Below are 21,618 nucleotides of genomic sequence, written 5' to 3' on the forward strand. Positions count from 1 at the left end.
ATAAGACTGCCGCCGCCATTTCGCAGCGCGAAAGCCGCTTGAAGCCGCCGCGCACGCTCGCTAACGCGCGAAGCCATGTCAGTCGATAAACCCACGGTGGCGAAGATCGCTTCGCTCGCACGGATCAGCATGGACGATGCCGAACTCGAACGCATGGTCCCCGAACTCAACAACATCCTCGGCTGGGTCGAGCAGTTGGGCGAGGTCGACACGAGCGATGTCGAGCCGATGACGGCGGTCATCCCGAATACGCTGCGCCTGCGCGAGGACGAAGTGAATGCCGACGGGCTGACGGGTGGTGACCGCCGCGAAGACGTGCTGGCGAATGCCCCCGCAGCCGAACACGGCTTTTTCGGCGTGCCCAAGGTGATCGAATGATGAGCGAACTCACCGATCTTGGCGTGAAGGCCATTCGCGACGGCGTTGCGAGCGGAGACTTCTCTGCGCGCGAAGTGGCCGAAGCGTTCAACGCGAATGTAGCTGCTGCGGGCGCTCTCAATGCATTCATCGTCGCCACGCCGGAAAAGGCGCTCGCCGCAGCCGATGCGGTCGACGAGGCGCGGTCCGCCGGGAAGCAGCTTGGCCCGATGGCGGGCGTGCCGATCGGGATGAAGGACCTGTTCTGCACCGATGGCGTGCAGACGACCGCCGCCAGCCACATCCTCGAAGGGTTCGTTCCGCGTTACGAAAGCACCGTTTCCGCCAATTTGTGGAAGGCCGGGGCGGGGATGCTGGGCAAGCTCAATCTCGATCAGTTCGCGATGGGCTCGTCCAACGAGACAAGTTATTTCGGCAACGTCGTCTCGCCTTGGCGCACGGCAGGGGGCGGCAATGCCGCGATGAGCCCGGGCGGATCCTCGGGCGGGTCTTCCGCTGCGGTTTCCGCGCGCCTCTGCCCGGCAGCGACCGGCACCGATACTGGCGGTTCGATCCGCCAGCCCGCAGCCTTTGCCGGGATTACCGGCGTCAAGCCGACCTACGGACGCTGCTCGCGCTGGGGGGTCGTCGCCTTTGCCAGCAGCCTCGATCAGGCGGGGCCAATGGCCCGTAACGTCGAAGATTGCGCGATTATGCTCGAAGCGATGGCCGGCTTCGATCCGAAGGATGCGACCTCGCTCGACATGCCGGTTCCGAACTGGGCCGAGATGCTGGACGCCGATCTGACGGGTAAGCGGGTCGGCATTCCGCGCGAATACCGCATGGACGGGATGGATGCGGAAATCCTGGACAACTGGGAACGCGGCAAGACCATGCTGCGCGATGCCGGTGCAGAGATCGTCGATATTTCGCTGCCCCACACGAAATACGCTTTGCCTGCCTATTACATCATCGCGCCCGCCGAAGCCTCGTCGAACCTCGCGCGGTATGACGGCGTGCGCTTCGGCTTGCGCGAAATGCCGTCCGACAAGGATGGGGAGCGTGCAGGCCTTCAGGACATGTACGCCGCGACGCGCAGCGAAGGTTTCGGGGACGAGGTGAAACGCCGCATCCTGATCGGGACCTATGTCCTTTCAGCGGGCTTCTACGATGCCTATTACAATCAGGCGCAGAAAGTTCGCGCGCTGGTGGCGCAGGATTTCGAGAAGGCCTGGGGCTCGTGCGACGTGATCCTTGCGCCGACGACGCCGACTGCCAGCTTTCCGCTGGGATCGCTCGACGACGATCCGCTGACGATGTATCTGAACGACGTGTTCGCCGTTCCCGCCTCGCTCGCAGGGCTTCCCGCTATGAGCGTCCCGGCGGGAATGAATTCGCAGGGACTACCTCTCGGACTGCAACTGGTGGCAAAACCGTTCGACGAGCAGGGGCTGATGAATGCGGGTCTCGCGATCGAGCAGCGCGCCGGCTTCACCGCTCGGCCAGACCGCTGGTGGTAACGCCGGGGCTGACAGTCCTCGTTCTCAGGGTCCGCGCTTGCAGCTTGGGCCGCTGACGGTTCTGCTGAAGGCTGTCAGGCCGCAAATTCCCGCGGCATTGCTGCAAGCGTATGCGCCTGAATCCATTCGGATTCCGGACCGTTTCGCACCCACTCGTTGATGAGCGTGCGCCAGTCGGCGGTTCCGCCGAGCGCTCTCCAACTGGCATCGGCATTCCTGGATAGGGCTGCGTAATGTTCTGGACTTTCCACGGCTCGCTCCACCGCCTTGGCGAGCGAACGGGGGTTTTCCGCCTTGAACATTTCCGCCCGCGCGCCGTGTCCGAGGATCGGCTGAAACATCGGATGATCGCTGCAGACGATGGGCGTGCGGCTCGCGATCGCTTCGAACATGACCAGCGGGAAGCCCTCGGGAAAGGTGTGACGACTGGGCACGCAGACGAGGTCCGACTGGTAGAAGAGTTGCACGACGTCGCGATTGCCGATCACGCCAAGGAACTGGACGAGATCCCCGACCCCCTTTTCGGCGGCAAAATTGCGCATGGAATCTATGTTGCCCTTGCCTGCACACCGCAGTTCGACTTCAATCCCGCGGCTTTTTAGAATGGCAATCGAACTGATGATATCGCCCACGCCCTTCGGTTCGGAGATCGATCCGGCATAGGCCATCGTCAACGGGCGCCCCTCGCGCAACTGCTTGGCGGGGAAGTTTTCGGGAGAGAAGGGCAGGGGCACGTTCCAGGGAACCAGTTTTTCTCGCGGAACGCCGTATTGCGCCAGCTTTTCCGTCGACGGCAGACAGTGATTCATTACCAGATCGATGCGCGGATCGCTGAGGACCGATTTTAGCTTAAAACGCTCGATCGCCGCCTTCGGATTGCGGCGGTTGTAGCTGCTCGCCATGCCGATCATCAGATTGCGATTCTGCGCCGCGCACGCCTTGATAAGTTCGCGATTGGCGAAGTGCGGGATGAGTGCCGTCGAACGGTCCTGTTGCAAAGCGTCGAGCAGGATGTCGTGGCGGTCCCAGCTTCGCGCGCCGAGCGATACGATCTTTACGTTTTGCAGAGGCTCTTCGATTTTCGCCTCCGGCGTCATGTAGGAATAGATCGTCGTTTCGAACCCGTCATTCGCAAGGTCGTGCATCAACCGGACGACTTCGTTGTATGTGGCTTCGCTCTGCTGCTCACCAGCCTGAAAACGGCGAAAGGCGTCCGCAAAATTGCCGCTCATGAAGAAAAGCGACACGCTGCTATTGGCTGGCCCTGCCATTTAATCAAGCACCCCGAGTAATACGTCACTTCGATTATTGCGTAGTCCGTTCAATACAACCGTTGATGTATGGTTCTAAAGGCAGACTATGCAAAACCGTCATGGCATGATTACTGTTGCCCGGTGCGTGACACAGATCACGCTCGGACAAATTTTCGGTAATTTCACATACTTGACGAGAATTAACCATCGGGACGAGCGCTTGAGAATGCAAACGCGCGCACCGAATACGGATGTCTGCAAGTAATGCCCTCGCTCGCGCAGTGATACCGTTTGCGTCTTTCAACAACTCACAATTACACGGCGTCCCGAAAGCTGACACGCTCCATCTTGCAATCCGCCGAGCGTTTGACCAAAGCTGCGCGCCATGACGAACGATGTTGTGACCAGTACTTACCGCCTTCAGGGCGCTACCGGCGAATGGGAGGTCGTAATCGGCCTCGAGGTGCATGCGCAGGTGACGAGCGCCGCAAAGCTGTTTTCCTCTGCCGCGACGGAGTTCGGGGCAGAGCCGAACACGCAGGTCAGCCTCATCGATGCCGCGATGCCCGGAATGTTGCCGGTCCCCAACCGGGAATGCATCCGGCAGGCGGTGCGGACCGGAATGGCGATCGAGGCGCAGATCAACAAATACAGCCGGTTCGACCGCAAGAACTACTTCTATGCCGATCTGCCGCAAGGCTATCAGATCTCGCAGCTTTATCACCCGATCGTCGGGGAAGGGCAGATCCTGCTCGAAGCCGACGAGAAAGCAGGCATTCCCGAGGACAAGATCATCGGGATCGAGCGAATTCATGTCGAACAGGACGCAGGCAAGCTGATGCACGACCAGCATCCGACGATGAGCTATGTCGACCTTAATCGCTGCGGCGTTGCGCTCATGGAAATCGTCAGCAAGGCGGACATGCGCTCGCCTGCGGAAGCGGGCGCATATATCCGCAAGCTGCGCTCGATCCTGCGCTATGTCGGCTCGTGCGACGGCAATATGGAGCAGGGTTCGATGCGCGCCGACGTCAATGTCAGCGTGCGCAAGCCGGGCGACCCGCTCGGCACGCGGACGGAGACGAAGAACGTCAATTCGGTACGCTTCGTCATGGCCGTCATCGAGGGCGAGGCGCGGCGTCAGATCGACCTGATCGAGGATGGCGGAACCGTGGTTCAGGAAACCCGGCTCTACGATCCCGACCGGAACGAAACCCGCTCCATGCGCTCCAAGGAAGACGCGCATGATTACCGCTATTTCCCCGATCCGGACCTGCTGCCGCTCGAACTGGACGAGGCGTTTCTCGAAGATTGCCGCGCTTCGTTGCCGGAACTGCCCGATGCCAAGCGCGCGCGCTATACCGGTGAACTCGGCCTTACCGATTACAATGCGAGCGTCCTCACCGCCGAGGTCGAGACCTTCGCCCGGTTCGAGACGCTGCTTGCCGAAACGGCGAAGCGTCTGGGCAAGAGCGAAGCTGAAGTGGCGACGCAGGTAGCGAACTGGACGCTCTCCGTCGCGCCGGGCGTCATCAAGTCGCTGGGCGAAGAAGCGAAGCTCGAACACAATACCGCATCGGCGCAGGCGGCCATTCTCGAAATGCAGGCCGCGGGCGAGGTTTCCGGCGGGCAGGCGAAGGAGATCTACGAGATCGTCCTGCGCACGGGCGGGGATCCGGCAGAAGTCGCCGACGCCGAAGGGTTGAAGCAGCAGTCCGATACCGGCGCGATTGAGGCCGAAATCGACGCCGTCCTCGCCGCCAATCAGGACAAGGTCGAACAATATCGCGGCGGCAAGGACAAGCTGTTCGGGTTCTTTGTCGGTCAGGTGATGAAGGCGACCGGAGGAAAAGCGAACCCTCAGGTCGTGAACGAACTTCTGAAGGCGAAACTGGGTTGAAGGGGCAGAGGCGTTCGGGATCGTTCCTATTGATGTTGTTTTAACCCGCCGACCGCCAAGTGACATGAGTTTCGTGGTAATTTAGGACGCGCCGATGCCAGATTTGCAGCCGTTCGAAAATCGCAGCGCCGACCACCTTCGCCTCGTCATCGAAATGGGCAATATCGGCATCTGGGAACTGGATTTGCGATCGGGTCGCGCGGTCCGGAACCGGCGGCACGATGAGATATTCGGCTACAGTGAACCGCTTGATGACTGGACCTACGACCAGTTCCTCGGTCATGTTGTGGAAGAAGACCGGGCGCGTGTCGACCGGTTGCAGCAGACGGCAATCGCAGAGAAACGCGAATGGGCTTTCACCTGCGAGATCAGGACCGACAACGGTCGCCGACGCTGGATAAACGCGGCGGGCCGCCCGCTTACCGATGACGATGGCAATGTCGTCAAGCTGATCGGGCAGGTGAGCGACATTACGGAGACGAAGCAGAACGAAGCGCGTCTGCAACTCATCACGGAAGAGCTCAATCACCGGGTTCGCAACATGCTCGCTGTCATCAAATCCGTCGTGCGCCTGTCCGCCCCAAGAGCGAGGGACATCGCAACCTTCTCGCAGGCGCTGGAAGGACGCGTCGGTGCTCTCGCGCGCGGTCATCAATTGCTGGTCGGCAACCCGGATCGCACCATGACTCCCTCCGATATACTCGACACCGAACTGGAAGCGTTTCCGGGGACGAAAGACAGGGTTCGCATCGAGACCGATGGGGAAGCGGCGTTGCAGGGGCAGCATAGTCAGGGGCTAGGGCTGGTCTTTCACGAACTCATCACAAACGCGATGAAGTATGGCGCGCTCTCAAACGATAATGGCCATGTGGCGGTAAAGATCGACACGGACGAAGAGCGCGTCCGCATCCTGTGGAAAGAGCATGGCGGGCCACCGGTTCGATCGGACGATACGGGGTTCGGCTCGCGCCTCATCTCCAGCGCGATCGCTTCGCATGGCTCCGCCGAACTGTCCTTCCCCGAGGACGGGGTGGAATGCCGCATCGAACTGGAACGCGAATAGCAAGCATCCGGTTGAACGGAAATTGACCACAAAAAACCCGCCGAAGCACTGACTTCGACGGGTTCCTCGTTTTGATGTGGTGCGTCAGATCAGCCCTTGCGCTCTCCGGTCATCGGCATGGAGCCGAATGCGCCGGCATTGACGCTGCCGGTCAGCTGGTCACCTTCGACCGTCGCTTCGCAATCGAGCGTCATCGGCATCGGGACCGTCATGTTCATCTTCCACATGAGCTTGTTGCCGTCGATGCGTCCGTCCTCGACGTCCATGCTGCCCATCGCACCCTGGTTCGTACCCGTGAAGGTGTTGCCGTCATCGCCGGGGATGACGGTGAAAGTGCTCTTCTGGTCGCCCATCGGGCTCTTGGTGACGCAATCGTAGGTTCCTGCAACGGACATGTATTTCTCCTTCGTGTTTGTTAACGTTCGATCGCTGGTTTAGTTGCCGGGTGCCTGGCGCACTTCCACGGGCAGGCCGAGCGCTTCGAGCTGCGGCTCGACGACGTCGGCATCGCCCACGACGACATAGACGATGCCGCTTTCCTGAAGGTCTTGCCGGGCGACCGCATCGAGACTGGCTTGGTCGAAACCGCGGTAACGGTCTGCCAGCGTTTCGTAATAGTCATCGGGACGCTCGTAATTGACGATGTTCACGATGCCACCAAGGACCGCATCGGCAGTTTCGAACTGGCCGGGCAAGTCGCGCGTGTTGCTGTTGACGGTCCGCTCAAGCTCGTTCGGCTGGACGCCGCGGGTCGTGAGGAATTCGTCATATTCGCGGCGGATTTCCGCGATTGCATCGCCGGTCCGGTCGGCCTGAACAGGTGCCTGCACGCCGTAATAGACCCAGTCGAGGGCGGTACCGATGCCGGCTCTCGAACCGTAGGACCAGCCCTTCGTCTCACGCAGGTTCATGTTGATCCGCGACAGGAAGCCACCGCCGATCGCTTCGTTCGCTGCGCTCAGCGGTACGAGGTCGTCGGTGCCGCGCCGGTCGAGAACGCGCGCTCCGAGAATGACCGACTGCGGTGAATTGGGCCGGTCGATGAGGACGATGCGCTGCTGCGGCTCGGGCAGTTCCGCGTCATAGCGGCGCTGCGGCGGGGCGGTCTGCGGTGCGGTCCAGTCGCCGAAGCTTTGCTCGAGCAGGTTGGTGACTTCGCCCAGCGTCGTGTCGCCCACGACGAACACCTTGGCAGTGTCGGGGCGATACCAGCGCTGGTGGAAGGCGAGCAGATCGTCGCGCGACAACCCGTTCAGCACTTCGGGAGTGCCGAGCCCGGAGGCAGGCAGACCATAGGGATGGTCGCCATAGATGATTTCGCGCGCGGCGCGATTGGCGATCGAGTTCGGGTCCTTCAGTTCGGAATCGAGGCGATTGAGCAATTGCCCGCGAACGCGATCGATCTCGGCCTGTTCGAGCGCCGGATTGCGGATGTAGTCCGACAGCAGTTCCAGCGACGGCGCGAGATTGGGCGACAGCGCTCCCAGCGTGAAGTCGGTGAAGTCGCTGTCATAGCCGTAGCTGATGAACGCGCCGAGGCGTTCCTTGGCAATCGCCAGTTCAGTGGAATCGAGCGTTTCGGTCCCCTCGTCCATCGCTTCCTGCAACAAGGCCTGCGTGCCGTAAGTGTTGCGGGTTTCGGCCGCGCGACCCGCGTCGAACTGCACCCTGACCGTTACTGTCGGAACGGCGTCACGACGCGCAAAATAGACTTCCATACCGTTCGACAGGGTAGCCCGCTCAATGTCGGGAAATTCAAGTTCCGTAATCGTGCCGACGTCAGGCAACGTGTCTCGATCGGCCTGAGAGAAGGTCGCGATGCCGGACAGGTCGCAGTAATCTGCGGCGCAGTAATTCGCCTGCGCGATGTCGGCGACACTGGCCGGACCGTCAGTCGCCGCCTTGAACGCGCCACCGCGGTTCTCGCCGCCCTCGGTGCGCTCGCCGGGCGCCATCGTCAGCCGGAAGACCGGGCGCGACAGCCACTTCTGCGAGAGTTCGCGAACCTGCGCCGGGGTGGCGTCGGCCATGCGCTGCAATTCGGTTTTGATGTAGGCGGGATCGCCGGTGTAGAGCTCTCCCTCCGCCAGCTGCGGGGCTTTGCCGCCAAAGCCGCCGACGGATTCGAGCCCGCGGATGACGCCGGACATGGTCGTGGTGCGGGCACGGGCGAGTTCGTCCTCGGTCGGACCCTCGGCGATGAAGCGCGCGATTTCTTCATCGAGCCGTGCCGCCGTGACCGCGGGGTCGACACCGGGCTTGACGTCGGCCTGCACGATGAAGACGCCCGCATCTTCCAGTGTGTAATTGAAGCTGGAGACCGAGACGGCGACGGCGTCGCCGCGGACTAGCGCATTGTCGAGGCGCGAGGACGACAGCCCGCCCAGCACGGAGGAGGCGAGGTTCATCGGTACTGCCTCGGGCGAGGTCATGCCGGGCACCGCCCACATCCGGTAGAGGCGCGTCGTCGAGATCTGGTCCGTGGTGGTCTTGTCCTTGTCCGCCGCCAGCGTCGGGATGACGACGTCGGGATCGTTCACTTCGGGCCCGGCTTCGATGTCGCCGAACCATTTCTGGACCTTCTCGCGCGCGGTCGCCGTGTCGATGTCTCCTGCAAGGACGAGGACCGCGTTGTTCGGGCCGTAATGGTCGGTGAACCAGGTGCGCACATCCTCCATCGAGGCGGCGTCGAGATCGGCCATCGATCCGATGGTCGAGTGGTGATAGCGATGACCTTGCGGGAAGAGGTTCTCGAAAATTTCGTAGCGCAACAGGCCATAGGGCTGGTTGTCGCCCTGCCGCTTCTCGTTCTGGACGACGCCGCGCTGGTTATCGAGCTTCTCCTGCGTGACGGCGCCGAGCAAATGGCCCATGCGGTCGCTTTCCAGCATGAGCGTGCGGTCGAGGGCGGCGGTCGGGACCGTCTGGAAATAGTTCGTGCGGTCGGGATTGGTCGTTCCGTTGACCGCGGTTCCGCCGACCTGCTGAATATATTCGAACCAGTCCGCCGGTGCGTTCTCGGTGCCGTTGAACATCAGATGCTCAAAGAGGTGCGCAAAGCCCGTCTTGCCTGCGGGCTCGTGCTTAGAGCCTACGTCGTACCAGACCGATACCGCGACGACGGGGGCCTTGCGATCCTCGTGAACGATGACGGTGAGGCCATTGTCGAGGGTAAACTTGTCGTAGGGAACCGAAACCTCGGCGATCAGCGCGTCGAGCGGAGCCGGCTCGAAGGCTTCTTCCGTCGGCAATTGCGCGGTCGCTGAAGCGGTCGCCATCGGTGCGTCGTCGACGGTGGCGCAGGCGCTTGCGGCAAGAGCGATCAAGCTCACGGAAACGAATTTCTTGGTCATCGGCTGGTCCCTATTCTTCCTGTTCTATCGTTCAACCATACGGCGCGTGGCGCTATTTGTAACAGTCTTTCTGCTCGCGGCATTGGCGAGGACATCGTCGCGCCAGAAATGCACAGGCTTCAACTGGTGTCGGACGAACAGCGCCGACTGGTCTGCGAAATGCGGGCTTTCGGGGCGGGTGGTCGCCGCGCCGAAGGGCTGGATGGAACGCGACGAAACCCGCTCTCCCGGCAACCATTCGACCCACTGGATGAAACTGTCGCCATGCCGCACCGCAAGCCGTCCGTCATCGTCAACGTCCCAGCTGGTCGAGGCGCGCAGCGTATCGCTGCCGCCATCGAGCGGCAGGTCGACGCTGTAGCGTCCCGGTCCCTGTCGCAGCCGCAGGACTTCGCTCATCGGCACGTCCAGCCGACCGAAATACGTCGTCAGGTGATCGACTGCGAGTTCCAGTTCCTCGCGAGGATCGGGCGCCGGCTTATTCTGGTATTCGGCGGACATGAATTCGCGCAGCAGGAGCAGGGCGAGGGAATCCGCTTCGCCGATCCCGTCGGAGGTTCGGTCCCAGTCCGCGAGCAACGCCTGCGCCTCGGCCAGTTCGGGTTCGGTCCGCAGATCGAGCCCAGCGATGTCGTCCAGCAGCTTTGCGACGTAGCCCGACCGTTCGTAGCCCGTATCGTATTTGATCCGCTCCAGCGTAGCGCGGTCGATCGTGTCCGCTTCGCTCATCAGTTTCCAGGCGCGCCGGGCGCGGTTGGTCATCTTGAGTTCGACGCCCATTTCCGGCGGCACGCTGTCGGGCGAAAGATCGCTGCCCGGGCCCGCCGCGACGAAAGGCGTGTTGTTCGCATTCATCAGCCAGCCGCTCGCCGGATTGACGTATTTCGGGATCGCTTCGTAGGAGACCGGCCCCTGCCAGATCGCGCCGCTGTCGTCGCCCGGCAGGATGCCGCGCCAGTCATAGCCTTGCGGACGATCGGGGATGGCGGCATTGTAGACATAGGCGATGTTGCCCGCCCGATCGCCATAGATGAAATTGGTGCTCGGAACGGCCATCCGCGCGAGAATCTCCTGCCATTCGGTCAACGACTGCGCCTTGTTGAGCCGGTAATAGGCATCGAGACTGTCGAGCCGCCCCATGCCGCCATAGCGAATAGCGAAGGTTCCTCGGTCGTTCTTGATGACCTGGCCGTGCACGCTGCGGTGGACCGTGCGCCGGATCGGCAGGGTCACCGGGCCGAAGCGGACGGGCAGGGTCACCGTCCGGCTTTCGAGGTCGCGCCATTCGCCATCCAGGCGATAGCGCGTACCGCTATCGTCCATCACGAGGCGATACACATCGACCATGTCGGGGCGGTTGACCGTATTGGTCCAGCCCAGAACTTCGTTATGGCCGAGAAAGGGGTAGGGACTGCCGGGGAAGTTGGCACCTGCATAATGCCAGCCTTCGCCGCTTTCCACGACCAGTTCGTACCATGCGACCCCGCCGCGCCAAGGCTGATGCGCATTAGAGACGAGGATCGTCGGTCCGCCCGATTTCTCCGGTGCGATGGCAAAGGCGTTGGAGCCCGCAAGCGCACCGTCCTCGCCCAATTGAAGGGGCAGCGCTCTTCTGCTGGCCGTGCGGCGATCAGGGATGGCTGGGCCATATTCAGGGGCGAGATCCTCGCCCGCGACGAGCGGTCCGATGACGTTGTTCAAGCCGAAGAAGAACGGTTGGCGGAGCGCAAAGCCCGTCGCGACGTCGAGACCGCTGACAGGGAAGAGGTTGCCGAGCTTGACTTCCTCCGGGTGAGCGGCGGCATATTGATTGAGGCCCGCGGCATAGGCTTCGAACAGGGCGCGGGTGTCCGCCGGCTGGTTCGGATATTCGCGCTCTGCCGTGCCGCGCGCGTCGAGCAGGTGATAGACGTAGTCGACCTGCGCCCCGTCTTCGCCCGCAATCGCGCCGTAGCGTCCGCGCGCCATCGCCACGACGTCCTGCAGGGTGAAGAAGTCGTCCTCCGCATGAGCAATCGCGACGCCATAGGCGACGTCGGGATCGGTTGCGCCGTAGATATGCGGGACGCCGAACTCGTCGCGCACGATCTCTGCCCGGTAGGTGCGGTTCGTATCGGGCGTGTCGGATGGAGCGGTAAAGAACGGCTCCCAGGTCGCCAGGGCCACGAAGATGACAAGCGCGAGCGCCAGCAGCAGCCAGCTCAGGCGTCCCGTCCATTTCCGCATGAAAATCCTCTCTGTCTTTGCGCGGACGGTAGCGCGTCACTGCCATGATGCAAGAGCGCGTTGCAGACCTAGTGGCCATTTTACCGATGATGGCGCAGGGTGTTGGAATAGCGGGATTTCACCCCCATATGGCACTAACACAGTCGGGGCGGCGTCCTGCCGCCCTTGAGAAGTTCACAGTTCGAGGATCGTTTCGATGAACATGGAAAAGTTTACCGATCGCGCGAAGGGTTTCCTGCAAAGCGCGCAGACGGTCGCAATCCGCATGAGCCATCAGCGGATAACGCCGCTTCACATCGCCAAGGCCCTGCTCGAGGACAAGGAAGGCATGGCCGCCGGGCTCATCCAGCGTGCCGGAGGCAACGCGCAGACCGCGATCGCCAATATCGATGCCGAACTTGCGAAGATCGCTTCCGTATCGGGCGGCGGGGCACAGGCGACGCCGGGTCTCGACAATGACGCAGTGCGCGTTCTCGATCAGGCCGAGCAGATCGCGGAGAAATCAGGCGACAGCTACGTCACGGTCGAGCGGTTGCTAGTCGCGCTCACGCTTGCCTCGACGACATCGGCGGGCAAGGCCCTGACCAATGCCGGGCTCGACGCGAAAGCCCTTAACAGCGCGATCGAGGAGTTGCGCGGCGGCCGCACGGCGGACAGCGCCAGAGCGGAAGATGCCTACGACGCCATGAAGAAATTTGCCCGCGACCTGACGCAGGCGGCGCGCGACGGCAAGCTCGATCCCGTCATCGGCCGTGACGAGGAAATCCGCCGCACGGTTCAGATCCTTGCTCGCCGCACCAAGAACAATCCCGCCCTTATCGGCGAGCCCGGCACCGGCAAGACCGCCATCGCCGAAGGGCTCGCGCTGCGCATCGCCAATGGCGACGTTCCCGACAGCCTGAAGGGCCGGACACTGATGGCGCTCGACATGGGCGCGCTGATCGCGGGCGCGAAATATCGCGGCGAGTTCGAGGAGCGGCTGAAAGCCGTGCTCGACGAGGTGAAGGGAGCCGAAGGGCAGATCATCCTCTTCATCGACGAGATGCACACGCTTATTGGCGCTGGCGCCAGCGAAGGCAGCATGGATGCGGGCAACCTGCTGAAACCGGCACTCAGCCGGGGCGAGCTGCACTGCATCGGCGCGACGACGCTCGACGAATACCAGAAATATGTCGAGAAGGACCCGGCGCTGCAACGCCGCTTCCAGCCCGTCTATATCGACGAGCCGAGCGTCGAGGATACGATCTCGATCCTGCGCGGCATCAAGGACAAGTACGAGCTTCATCACGGCGTACGCATTACCGACGCCGCGATCGTCGCCGCCTCGCAGCTGTCCAATCGTTATATCCAGAACCGTTTCCTGCCCGACAAGGCGATCGATCTGATGGACGAGGCCGCCTCGCGTATCCGCATGGAAGTCGAGAGCAAGCCCGAAGAGATCGAGGCGCTCGACCGCCGAATCATCCAGCTGAAGATCGAGGAATCCGCGCTGGCGAAGGAAAGCGACGAGGCATCGCAGGACCGGCTCGCCGCCCTGCGCGAGGAACTCGCCAATCTTGAGCAGCAATCCTCAGAACTGACGACCCGCTGGCAGAACGAACGGGACAAGATCCATGCCGAGGCGCGGATCAAGGAACAGCTTGATCAGGCGCGGCTCGAACTCGAGCAGGCACAGCGCGAGGGCAATCTCGCCAAGGCGGGCGAGCTGTCCTACGGGCGCATCCCGGAACTCGAGCGCGAACTCGAAGCCGCCGAGGGGCAGACCGCCAATGCGCTGCTGCGCGAGGAAGTCACCGAAGAGGATATCGCCGGCGTGGTGTCGCGCTGGACCGGCGTGCCCGTCGACAAGATGATGGAAGGCGAGCGCGATAAGCTCCTCGCCATGGAAGAAATGCTCGGCAAGCGCGTCATCGGGCAAAGCCAGGCCGTGGAGGCGGTTTCCAAGGCCGTTCGCCGTGCACGTGCCGGGCTACAGGACCCGAACCGGCCGCTCGGCAGCTTCCTGTTCCTGGGACCCACCGGCGTCGGCAAGACCGAACTGACCAAGGCGCTCGCCGAATTCCTGTTCGATGACGATAGCGCCATGGTCCGCATCGACATGAGCGAGTTCATGGAAAAGCACGCGGTCGCGCGGCTGATCGGCGCGCCTCCGGGCTATGTCGGTTACGAGGAAGGCGGAGTCCTGACCGAGGCGGTGCGGCGTCGGCCCTATCAGGTCGTGCTGTTCGACGAGGTCGAGAAAGCGCATAGCGATGTTTTCAACGTGCTCTTGCAGGTGCTCGACGATGGCCGCCTGACCGATGGGCAGGGCAGGGTCGTGGACTTCTCGAACACGCTGATTATCCTGACCTCGAACCTTGGCAGCCAGTATCTTGCGAACATGACCGACGAGCAGGGCGTGGAAGATGTCGAGCCGCAGGTGATGGACGTGGTGCGCGGCCATTTCCGGCCCGAATTCCTGAACCGGCTGGACGAGATCATCCTCTTCCATCGCCTGAGCCAGGAGCACATGGCCCCGATCGTCGAAATTCAGGTGAAGCGGGTTCAGAAGCTGCTGAAGGACCGCAAGATCGTGCTCGATCTGACCGACGGCGCGCTGAAGTGGCTGGGCAGGGTCGGCTACGATCCGGTCTATGGCGCGCGGCCCTTGAAACGCGCGGTGCAGCGCTATCTTCAGGACCCGCTGGCCGACAAGCTGCTGCGCGGTGAAGTGCCGGACGGCAGCACGGTGCAGGTCGACGAGGGCGACGGCGAGCTGGAAATGCGCGTGGTTTGATTGACCAAGAGCGAGGCTGGACATCACCGTACCGGTCTCGCTTCTTCACCAAAAAACTAAATGCCAGAAACAAAAAAGGCCCCGGTTTCCCGGGGCCTTTCTTTGTGTTCGAAGTTCAGAATTAGAACTTGAAGGCAGCGTTCGCAAAGAACGTACGGCCTGCATAATCGTAACCCGAATACAGCGGCGCGTTGCCGACGCTGCTGAAGCCGACAGCGGAAATCCGCGGCGGGCGGGTGTTGAACAGGTTACGAGCACCGAACGTGAATTCGTAGTTCTCGATGTTCACCTGAACCGATGCCGAGTGAAGGAAATAATCGTCCACTTCGAGCAGGTAGATGTCCTTGTAATCCTGCACCAGATCTTCATCGACTTCGCCGGTCTGATTGTCGAACGCGAAGAACCTGTAGGTCGCTTCACGGTCGCCATCGGTCCAGTCGAGGCCGTAACGCAGGGTCACGTTGTCCCAGCGATACGTTGCGTCGAAGTTTCCAACCCAGTCCGGCGACGTGACGATACCGTTCGCGTCGTCGAGGAACTCTTCCGGGAAGAGGCGTGTCGACTGCTCGGTGTACTTCGTCACGAGAGCATTCACCACGAGGCGGCCCGGTCCGATTTCGCTGGCCAGACGACCGTTGAATTCGAAGCCCTTGACGATGTCTTCCGACAGGTTGACGAAGCTGCTCGTAACCGCAAGCTGATCGTTCTCGTTACGATCTACGAAACGACAGAAACCGGCGCTCGGATCGAAGTTCTGATCCTGATAGCAGCGGTTGAGGATCGTTCCGCCAGCGAGGTCGGAAACGCCGTTTTCAACCTTGATGTCGAAATAGTCGAGAGCAAGCGAGAGCGTTCCGACAGAGGACGGCAGCGGCGGGGAGACCACGGCACCGACCGACCAGTTGGTCGAGGTTTCAGCCGCGAGACCCGTTTCCGCGCCACCACGACGGAATACAGTGATTCCGCTGGTCTGAACGAACGTGGTTACGTCGATACCGACGGCGGCGCAGTTCGCAGCCGTTCTTGCTTCAACCGGCGTGTAGTCGGCAACTGCATCAGGGAAGTTGTCCGAATCGCACGGGTCGGAACCCGAACCGATGAAGCCGCTGGTCGAACCGAGGAACTGCTCGGCCAGTGCCGGAGCACGGTAGGAAGTACCGTAGCTGCCGCGCAGTCCGACACCACGGAACAGTTCCCATTCACCAGCGATCTTGTACGTCACATCGCTGCCGTAGGAGTCGTAATCCGTATAACGAACGGAGCCGTTCAGCGCCAGGTTCTGGAAGAACGTACGGTCCGCGAGAAGCGGGACGTAGAGTTCTCCGAAGACTTCCTTGACGTTGTCCGAACCGACCGTCGGGGTCGCTGCGGTCAGGCCGAGCAGATTGCCGTTGACCGAGTTCGCGTCAGGCTGGTCGTTGATGCGCTGCTTGCGGTATTCCGCACCGAGCGCCAACTGTATGTCGCCGCCGGGAAGCGCGAAGAGCGGACCATCGATGTTGAACGCGTAAGTCGTCTCACGAAATTCGGTGGTGCCAATTGTATTCTGCAGGATGTAATCGCGGAAATCCTGCGGCAAGCGGCCACCGATAGTGTCAGCATTCAAGGCCGGAGCAGCTACACAGTTCGGATTGATCGACTGCGTGGCGCAGACGACGTTGCCATCAGCATCGAGAACGACATCGGTTGCGGCTGCTACGCGGTCGATAAGGAAGCTTTCCTGCTCGTTCGTGCCGTCGTTCCACGCCTTGCCGACATAAACGTCATAGCGCCAGTCAGGCAGGAAGAAGTCACCGCGAAGACCACCGCCGGTCCGCACGTAGTCGACCGTCTGCCGACCGTCGGTCAGCCCGAAACCGATGAATGCGCGAACACCGAGATATCCGTCGCCCGTAGTTTCGTTAGGAAAAGCGATAACCGAGTTCTGGAACTGGTCCGGGACGAGCGGATTGACGCGGCCCGTCGGCGTGAAGTCATCGTTCAGGTAGATCGGGTAATCCAGCGCCAGCTGACGATAGAGAACCGATTCCGACTTACGGCGCGTCGCCAGCAATTCGGCATAGACCTCTGCATCACCCAGTATGTCGAGCTCGTAGCTGCCGGTCAGGAAACCGGTGTACCGCTTGACCGGCGTGATGAGATATTCTTCTTCCTGGATCGGGTCGAACGTGTCGCGGGTGTCGAGGTCGACCCCGAGATAGCCCGGAGTGGGGCCATCTACGTTCGATGCGTCCGGCACCAGCCGGTTGAACCGACCAACGACACCGGTAAGCCGAGCAGGAGCGTCGCGGGTCGAAACACCAATGGTGTTGATCGTGACACCGCCATTGTCGAGGCCGAAGCAGACAGGCTCGCCGGTCGCCGGGTCGATATAGTCGCCCGAACCGAACTCGCTGCCTTCACCGTCGAGGAAACCTGCGATGGGGCAATCAAACCAGGGGTTGTCGTTGCGCGAGTAACCGTTGCGCTGCGTATATTCGAGCGAACCGACCAGATTCAGGCGGTCGGTCTGAACGCCGAAGGAAGCGGCTCCGCGATACTGGACGCCTGCGCCTACTTCGGGAGCATTGACCTGGAACTCAAGGTTGAGACCCTGCAGCTGATCGTCGGTGATGATGTTCACAACGCCGGCAACGGCGTCAGAACCGTAAACGGAGGAAGCACCCGCCTTAAGCACTTCGATCCGCTCGACGATGGCCGTCGGCAGGACGTTAAGGTCGGCTGCGAGCAGCGATCCGCGCGTTCCGCCCGGTGCCAGGCGGCGACCGTTCAGCAGAACGAGAGTACGTGCCGGGCCGAGGCCTCGAAGGCCGAGCGTATTCGCACCCGTACCACCGTCGGTGACGAAACCGGCGTAATAGTTGTTGATCTGTCCAGCACCCTGCGTGACGGCATTGCTTTGCAGTGCATCGATCGAGGACCCGAAACCGGCCTGCGTGATTTCGTCGGCGGTGATGACGGTGATAGGCTCGATGGTCGAGAATTCATCGCGACGAATGCGCGAACCGGTAACGACGATCGCGTTCGGCGTATCGGCGGTGTTGTCCGCATTGCTGAGGGTCGATTCGTCGTCGCAGATGCCGTCGTCGTTCGTATCGGGGCAATCCGCTTCCGGAGTGTTTACTCCGGCATCCTGCGCATAGGCCGGGCTGGCGAAGGCCGCCAGCGAAAGGGCAGCGATTCCCGCTCCTGCGAACAGGCGCGTCTTGCTGCTGAAAACAGTCCCAACTTTTCTCATATTCTCTAGTCCCCGTATGCCGCACCCGCGCGGCATTTAATCAAAGGTGGCAGATCGAATTTCCCGAAAGGCGTCGCTCGCGCGCGGCTCCTTTCTCGATCAAGTGGCAAGGGATGGGGGAAGGTAGTTGCGGCGGCAACGGGTTTTGCGCTTTAACCGTGGATTAACCAAGCCCTGTGGCTTTGTTACAACAACGTGACCGGGTTCATCGAACTCCGCGGTGCGCAGCGAATATCAGCGTACGCGCTTGCCCTTCACGCCGGTCTGGCCGTCGATGCGCACGAAATAGGAGCCTAGCGAGGCTTTCTTCAAAACGACCGGATCGCCGACCTCTGGCGGACGAAGGCGCATCGGAACGCTGTTGATCTGCCACACGCTGCCTTCCTCGATCGTGAACTCGTAGGACCGGCGACCGCTACGGACATTGGTAATCGTCGATTCCAGCAAGTCGATCTCATCGTCGTCGCTAGAGAACAGGCCGAGCTTCGGCATGGTAAAGCCGAACAGGCCGCGCCTCGTTTCCTCCACTTCCTCCCGCGATACGACCTGCGCGCTGCCATCCTCGATTGCCGCCAGAAGGGGCGCTGTCGCAGCGTCATAGCAGGCCAATCGCCGCGCCTCGTCAGTAAGCTCGCGGCATTCGCGCAAGGCGTCGATCTGCGCCTCGACCGGGCGGTCCTGCGCCATGGCGGCTCCGGAGAGGCAAGTTGCGGCAAGCGCGATGAGCGAACGCCGCAAGGCCCGCGGCCCGATCAGTTCCCGTGAGTTAAGTGCTTGAGACTTCATTGCAGACGTTCCTCGGCTCGACGACGATGCGTTTCCTCGCTCGCAAAAAGCACGGAACTGCGTCTCTTCGCAAGGTGTCACTCGAATGTCACAGGGTCGCAGTTTACCACGATAAGCGCCGTTTCGCTTGTTGCGCGTGGCGCAAAAATCCCCTTAACCCGCCGGTCATTCGGGAAGCACCCGGATTCTCAACAACACATGCGCGCCCGACCGGCGTGCACTTTGTGGGGGACGTAAATGTCTACATTCAAGAAATCCGCCCTGTTTACAGGGACTGTAATCGCAAGCGCGATGCTGGTGACGCCGGTTTACGCGCAGGTCCAGGACGATGAGGCTCGCGAGCCCGGTCTGGAAGCAGCTCCTGACGATGCGATCGTCGGAGAGCCGATCGTCGTTACCGGTTCGCGCATTCCTCAGCGCAATGTCGACACCGCCGCTCCGGTTGCTGTCGTCAACCAGGAAGAGTTCCAGCTTTCCGGTACGGTGAACGTTGAGAACGTCATCAACACGCTGCCGCAGGTCGTTCCGGGCACGACGTCGTTCTCCAACAACCCAGGTAATGGTTCGGCCACGCTCAACCTGCGCGGTCTGGGTGCGGCACGTAACCTCGTTCTCGTCAACGGACGCCGCTGGGTATTCTTCGATACGGCGCAGATCGTCGACCTCAACACCATCCCGTCCTTCCTGATCGAATCGGTCGACGTCGTGACCGGTGGTGCTTCGGCCGTTTACGGTTCGGACGCTATCGCCGGTGTTACCAACTTCCGCCTGCGTGATGTTCAGGGGGCCGAACTAGGCGGACAGTACGCGGTCACCGAACGCGGTGACGGCGCTAGCTACGAAATTCATGGTGCAATTGGTACTTCGTTCGACGATGGTCGCGGTAGCGCAACCGTATTCGGTGAGTATTTCAATCGTGATTCGGTGTTCCAAGGCGATCGTGCATTTTCCAATTTCGCACTCGGCGGCGATCCCGATCTGTCACAGGGCGGTTCATCCACGCTTCCGAGCGGCGTCATTCGCTATTTCGGCGATTCCGACACGACCGGAACCGACTTCGATGCAAACGGCGCAGTTGTTTTCGACACTGCCGGTGATTTCCGCACCCGCCAAGGCGACCTTTATAACTACGCACCGGCGAACTACCTGCAAATCCCGCAGGAACGTTATTTGTTCGGTGGCTATGCTGACTACGAAGTCGGCGGCGGGCACGGGCTTTATACTGAAGTAACCTACGTGAATAACCGGGTTGCTCAGGAATTGGCTGCAACTCCGGTGACGGGCGATTTCGACGTGGATCTCAGCAGTATTGCTGACTTCCTCAACCCTGCCGACCTTGCGCAACTCCAGGCGCTGGAAGCTCAGGAAGGCGACGATGACGACATCATTAACCTGTTCCTGCAGCGTCGTACCGTCGAAACCGGTTCGCGCAATTCGCTCGATGAGCGTAACGCCTTCCGTGTCCTCGGTGGCATAACCGGTCCAGTTACCGACACAATCAGCTACGATGCTTACTATTCGTTCGCTCGTACGCGGAACTCGAACATTCAGGAAGGCAACATTTCGGCAAGCCTGTTCCAGGCCGGTTTGGACGGGACTAGTGATAACCCGATTAACATCTTCGGCCCGAACACCCTGACGCCGGAAGATGTCGCAGACATCTCCATTCTCGCGCAGAACAGCGATGTGTCGACGCTGGAAGTCGTTAACGCTTCCTTGGCTGGTACGTTCGGGGATTACGGACTGTTCGACTCCGATCCGATCGGTTTCGCACTTGGCGTTGAATATCGTGCGGTTGGATCGCGCTTCATTCCCGACACCGCTCTGGCTTCGGGTGATGTGATCGGCTTCAACGCCGGCCAGCCGACCGAAGGGTCCTACAATGTGAAGGAAGTCTTCGCCGAGTTGAACGTACCGATCGAATTCGGCGCTTCGCGCCTCGAGCTGACGGGCGCCGGTCGCTATTCCGACTACTCACTTGAAAATGTTGGCGGGGTCTGGACTTACGCTGGGGGCGTTGAGTTCGAACCGGTTCGGGGTGTTCTGCTTCGTGGTCAGTACCAGCGTGCAATTCGCGCACCTAATGTCGGCGAACTGTTCGGCGGCGCGGCGCTCGGCTTCCCGGCTGCTACAGACCCCTGTGCGACCTCGGCCGCCACTTCCGGAACGTTGCGTGATCTGTGTATTGCGAACGGTGTTCCCGCCGGTTCGGTTGGCGATCCTGGTCTTCAGTTGAACACTCAGATCCCCGCAACGTTTGGCGGAAACCCGGACCTCGAAGAAGAAACGTCCACTAGCTACACCTTTGGCGTAGCATTGCAGCCTGACTTCGTTCCCGGATTTGTCATCACGGCGGACTACTTCAACATCGAGATCGAAGACGCTATTTCGACGATTTCGTTGGCCCAATCGTTGGCGCTATGCTTCAACGATGTCCAGGATACGACGTCCACGGCATGCCAGCCGTTCTTCGCCCAGCCGATCCGTAACAGTGCGGGCGTCATCATCGTCGATACTGCGGTACCACTGGGCGGCCAGAACATCGCATCGTTCGAAACGTCGGGCATCGACCTCGAGGTAAGCTACGATACGACGGCTCCGTTCTCGCTGTTCACCGACACTGGGGAATCGGGCCTGAACTTCGGCTTCCTCGGAACGTGGACCGAGGACTACACCTTCACCGCTTTCCCCGGGTCCGATCCGCTTCAGTGCGCCGGTTTCTTCGGTCTGCGTTGCGGTCAGCCCCAGCCGGAGTTCAAGTGGACGAGCCGTGCTTCGTTGATCGACGGTCCGGTAACCGCTTCGGTTCGGTGGCGTCACCTCGGTGAAGTGGACGACGAAACGGGTGGTTTCGCCGTCGATACGATCGACAGCTACGACCTCATCGACCTGACCTTCGCTTTCGAAGCGACGGAAGAGTTCACGGTCACGTTCGGTGTGAACAACCTGTTCGATACCTTGCCGTGCTCGCCGACTTTCGACGGCACTGTGGTCGCGTCCTGCGACAACTCGCTCACTTTGGGTGACAACCAGGAGCAGGCGAATACCTATCCGAGCACGTACGATGTTCTCGGACGGCGGTTCTTCGTCTCGGCTAACTTCAACTTCTGATAGTTAGTCGGACGGAAAGTCCTCAGATCAAGGGG

At 61.2% G+C, this 21,618-nt stretch carries 12 protein-coding genes; 6 read left to right on the plus strand and 6 right to left on the minus strand.

Translation table 11 applies throughout. The features are described 5' to 3' along the window. Positions 1 to 75: 75 nt before the first annotated feature. On the plus strand, positions 76 to 378 hold the full coding sequence (gene gatC / locus GRI38_RS01065; protein ID WP_160681171.1) for an Asp-tRNA(Asn)/Glu-tRNA(Gln) amidotransferase subunit GatC: 303 nt from the start codon (positions 76 to 78) through the stop codon (positions 376 to 378). After that, the gene (gatA, locus tag GRI38_RS01070) at positions 378 to 1,877 is read left to right on the plus strand and encodes an Asp-tRNA(Asn)/Glu-tRNA(Gln) amidotransferase subunit GatA (protein ID WP_160682381.1); all 1,500 of its coding nucleotides are present in this window, start codon (positions 378 to 380) and stop codon (positions 1,875 to 1,877) included. Before gatC ends, gatA begins: the two co-directional genes overlap by 1 nt. Positions 1,878 to 1,951: 74 nt before the next feature. On the opposite strand, the gene GRI38_RS01075 is transcribed toward gatA, so the two are convergent. After that, on the minus strand, positions 1,952 to 3,109 hold the full coding sequence (locus tag GRI38_RS01075; RefSeq protein WP_160681172.1) for a glycosyltransferase: 1,158 nt from the start codon (positions 3,107 to 3,109) through the stop codon (positions 1,952 to 1,954). A gap of 406 nt (positions 3,110 to 3,515) precedes the next feature. Here GRI38_RS01075 and gatB point away from each other — a divergent pair, with 406 nt between their 5' ends. Together gatB and GRI38_RS01085 are read left to right on the plus strand one after the other, a co-directional pair. Next, positions 3,516 to 5,030, plus strand: a complete 1,515-nt coding sequence (gene gatB / locus GRI38_RS01080; protein ID WP_160681173.1) for an Asp-tRNA(Asn)/Glu-tRNA(Gln) amidotransferase subunit GatB — start codon at positions 3,516 to 3,518, stop codon at positions 5,028 to 5,030. Positions 5,031 to 5,124: 94 nt separating this feature from the next. Continuing rightward, entirely contained in the window at positions 5,125 to 6,093 is a 969-nt protein-coding gene (locus GRI38_RS01085; RefSeq protein ID WP_160681174.1) for a sensor histidine kinase, read from the plus strand. An 89-nt stretch (positions 6,094 to 6,182) separates the two neighbouring features. On the opposite strand, the gene GRI38_RS01090 is transcribed toward GRI38_RS01085, so the two are convergent. Genes GRI38_RS01090 through GRI38_RS01100 form a run of 3 tightly spaced genes read right to left on the minus strand, consistent with a single transcriptional unit; the run spans position 6,183 to position 11,672 of the window. Next, positions 6,183 to 6,488 carry a hypothetical protein gene (locus GRI38_RS01090; protein ID WP_160681175.1) on the minus strand — a complete coding sequence of 102 codons (306 nt, stop codon included), beginning with the start codon at positions 6,486 to 6,488 and terminating at the stop codon, positions 6,183 to 6,185. A gap of 39 nt (positions 6,489 to 6,527) precedes the next feature. Further along, a complete protein-coding gene (locus GRI38_RS01095) occupies positions 6,528 to 9,446 on the minus strand; it encodes a M16 family metallopeptidase (RefSeq protein WP_160681176.1) in 2,919 nt (972 codons plus the stop codon). Positions 9,447 to 9,470: 24 nt separating this feature from the next. Then, positions 9,471 to 11,672 carry an acylase gene (locus GRI38_RS01100; RefSeq protein WP_160681177.1) on the minus strand — a complete coding sequence of 734 codons (2,202 nt, stop codon included), beginning with the start codon at positions 11,670 to 11,672 and terminating at the stop codon, positions 9,471 to 9,473. Between the two features lie 196 nt (positions 11,673 to 11,868). Between GRI38_RS01100 and clpB the strand changes: the two genes are divergently transcribed. After that, entirely contained in the window at positions 11,869 to 14,448 is a 2,580-nt protein-coding gene (gene clpB, locus GRI38_RS01105; RefSeq protein ID WP_160681178.1) for an ATP-dependent chaperone ClpB, read from the plus strand. A 121-nt stretch (positions 14,449 to 14,569) separates the two neighbouring features. On the opposite strand, the gene GRI38_RS01110 is transcribed toward clpB, so the two are convergent. Together GRI38_RS01110 and GRI38_RS01115 are read right to left on the minus strand one after the other, a co-directional pair. Then, positions 14,570 to 17,686, minus strand: a complete 3,117-nt coding sequence (locus GRI38_RS01110; RefSeq protein ID WP_160681179.1) for a TonB-dependent receptor domain-containing protein — start codon at positions 17,684 to 17,686, stop codon at positions 14,570 to 14,572. Positions 17,687 to 17,920: 234 nt separating this feature from the next. Further along, positions 17,921 to 18,472 carry a hypothetical protein gene (locus tag GRI38_RS01115; protein WP_237487300.1) on the minus strand — a complete coding sequence of 184 codons (552 nt, stop codon included), beginning with the start codon at positions 18,470 to 18,472 and terminating at the stop codon, positions 17,921 to 17,923. Between the two features lie 237 nt (positions 18,473 to 18,709). Here GRI38_RS01115 and GRI38_RS01120 point away from each other — a divergent pair, with 237 nt between their 5' ends. Beyond that, positions 18,710 to 21,583, plus strand: a complete 2,874-nt coding sequence (locus GRI38_RS01120; RefSeq protein ID WP_160681180.1) for a TonB-dependent receptor domain-containing protein — start codon at positions 18,710 to 18,712, stop codon at positions 21,581 to 21,583. The last annotated feature ends 35 nt before the right edge of the window (positions 21,584 to 21,618 follow it).

The organism is Parapontixanthobacter aurantiacus, assembly GCF_009827635.1.
GTDB classification, from domain to species: Bacteria; Pseudomonadota; Alphaproteobacteria; order Sphingomonadales; family Sphingomonadaceae; genus Parapontixanthobacter; species Parapontixanthobacter aurantiacus.

Bases quoted from the DNA above. Each gene is read 5' to 3' on its own strand.
- gatC (WP_160681171.1), top strand. From the start codon at position 76: ATGTCAGTCGATAAACCCACGGTGGCGAAGATCGCTTCGCTCGCACGG.
- gatA (WP_160682381.1), top strand. From the start codon at position 378: ATGAGCGAACTCACCGATCTTGGCGTGAAGGCCATTCGCGACGGCGTT.
- GRI38_RS01075 (WP_160681172.1), bottom strand. From the start codon at position 3,109: ATGAGCGGCAATTTTGCGGACGCCTTTCGCCGTTTTCAGGCTGGTGAG.
- gatB (WP_160681173.1), top strand. From the start codon at position 3,516: ATGACGAACGATGTTGTGACCAGTACTTACCGCCTTCAGGGCGCTACC.
- GRI38_RS01085 (WP_160681174.1), top strand. From the start codon at position 5,125: ATGCCAGATTTGCAGCCGTTCGAAAATCGCAGCGCCGACCACCTTCGC.
- GRI38_RS01090 (WP_160681175.1), bottom strand. From the start codon at position 6,488: ATGTCCGTTGCAGGAACCTACGATTGCGTCACCAAGAGCCCGATGGGC.
- GRI38_RS01095 (WP_160681176.1), bottom strand. From the start codon at position 9,446: ATGACCAAGAAATTCGTTTCCGTGAGCTTGATCGCTCTTGCCGCAAGC.
- GRI38_RS01100 (WP_160681177.1), bottom strand. From the start codon at position 11,672: ATGCGGAAATGGACGGGACGCCTGAGCTGGCTGCTGCTGGCGCTCGCG.
- clpB (WP_160681178.1), top strand. From the start codon at position 11,869: ATGAACATGGAAAAGTTTACCGATCGCGCGAAGGGTTTCCTGCAAAGC.
- GRI38_RS01110 (WP_160681179.1), bottom strand. From the start codon at position 17,686: ATGAGAAAAGTTGGGACTGTTTTCAGCAGCAAGACGCGCCTGTTCGCA.
- GRI38_RS01115 (WP_237487300.1), bottom strand. From the start codon at position 18,472: ATGAAGTCTCAAGCACTTAACTCACGGGAACTGATCGGGCCGCGGGCC.
- GRI38_RS01120 (WP_160681180.1), top strand. From the start codon at position 18,710: ATGTCTACATTCAAGAAATCCGCCCTGTTTACAGGGACTGTAATCGCA.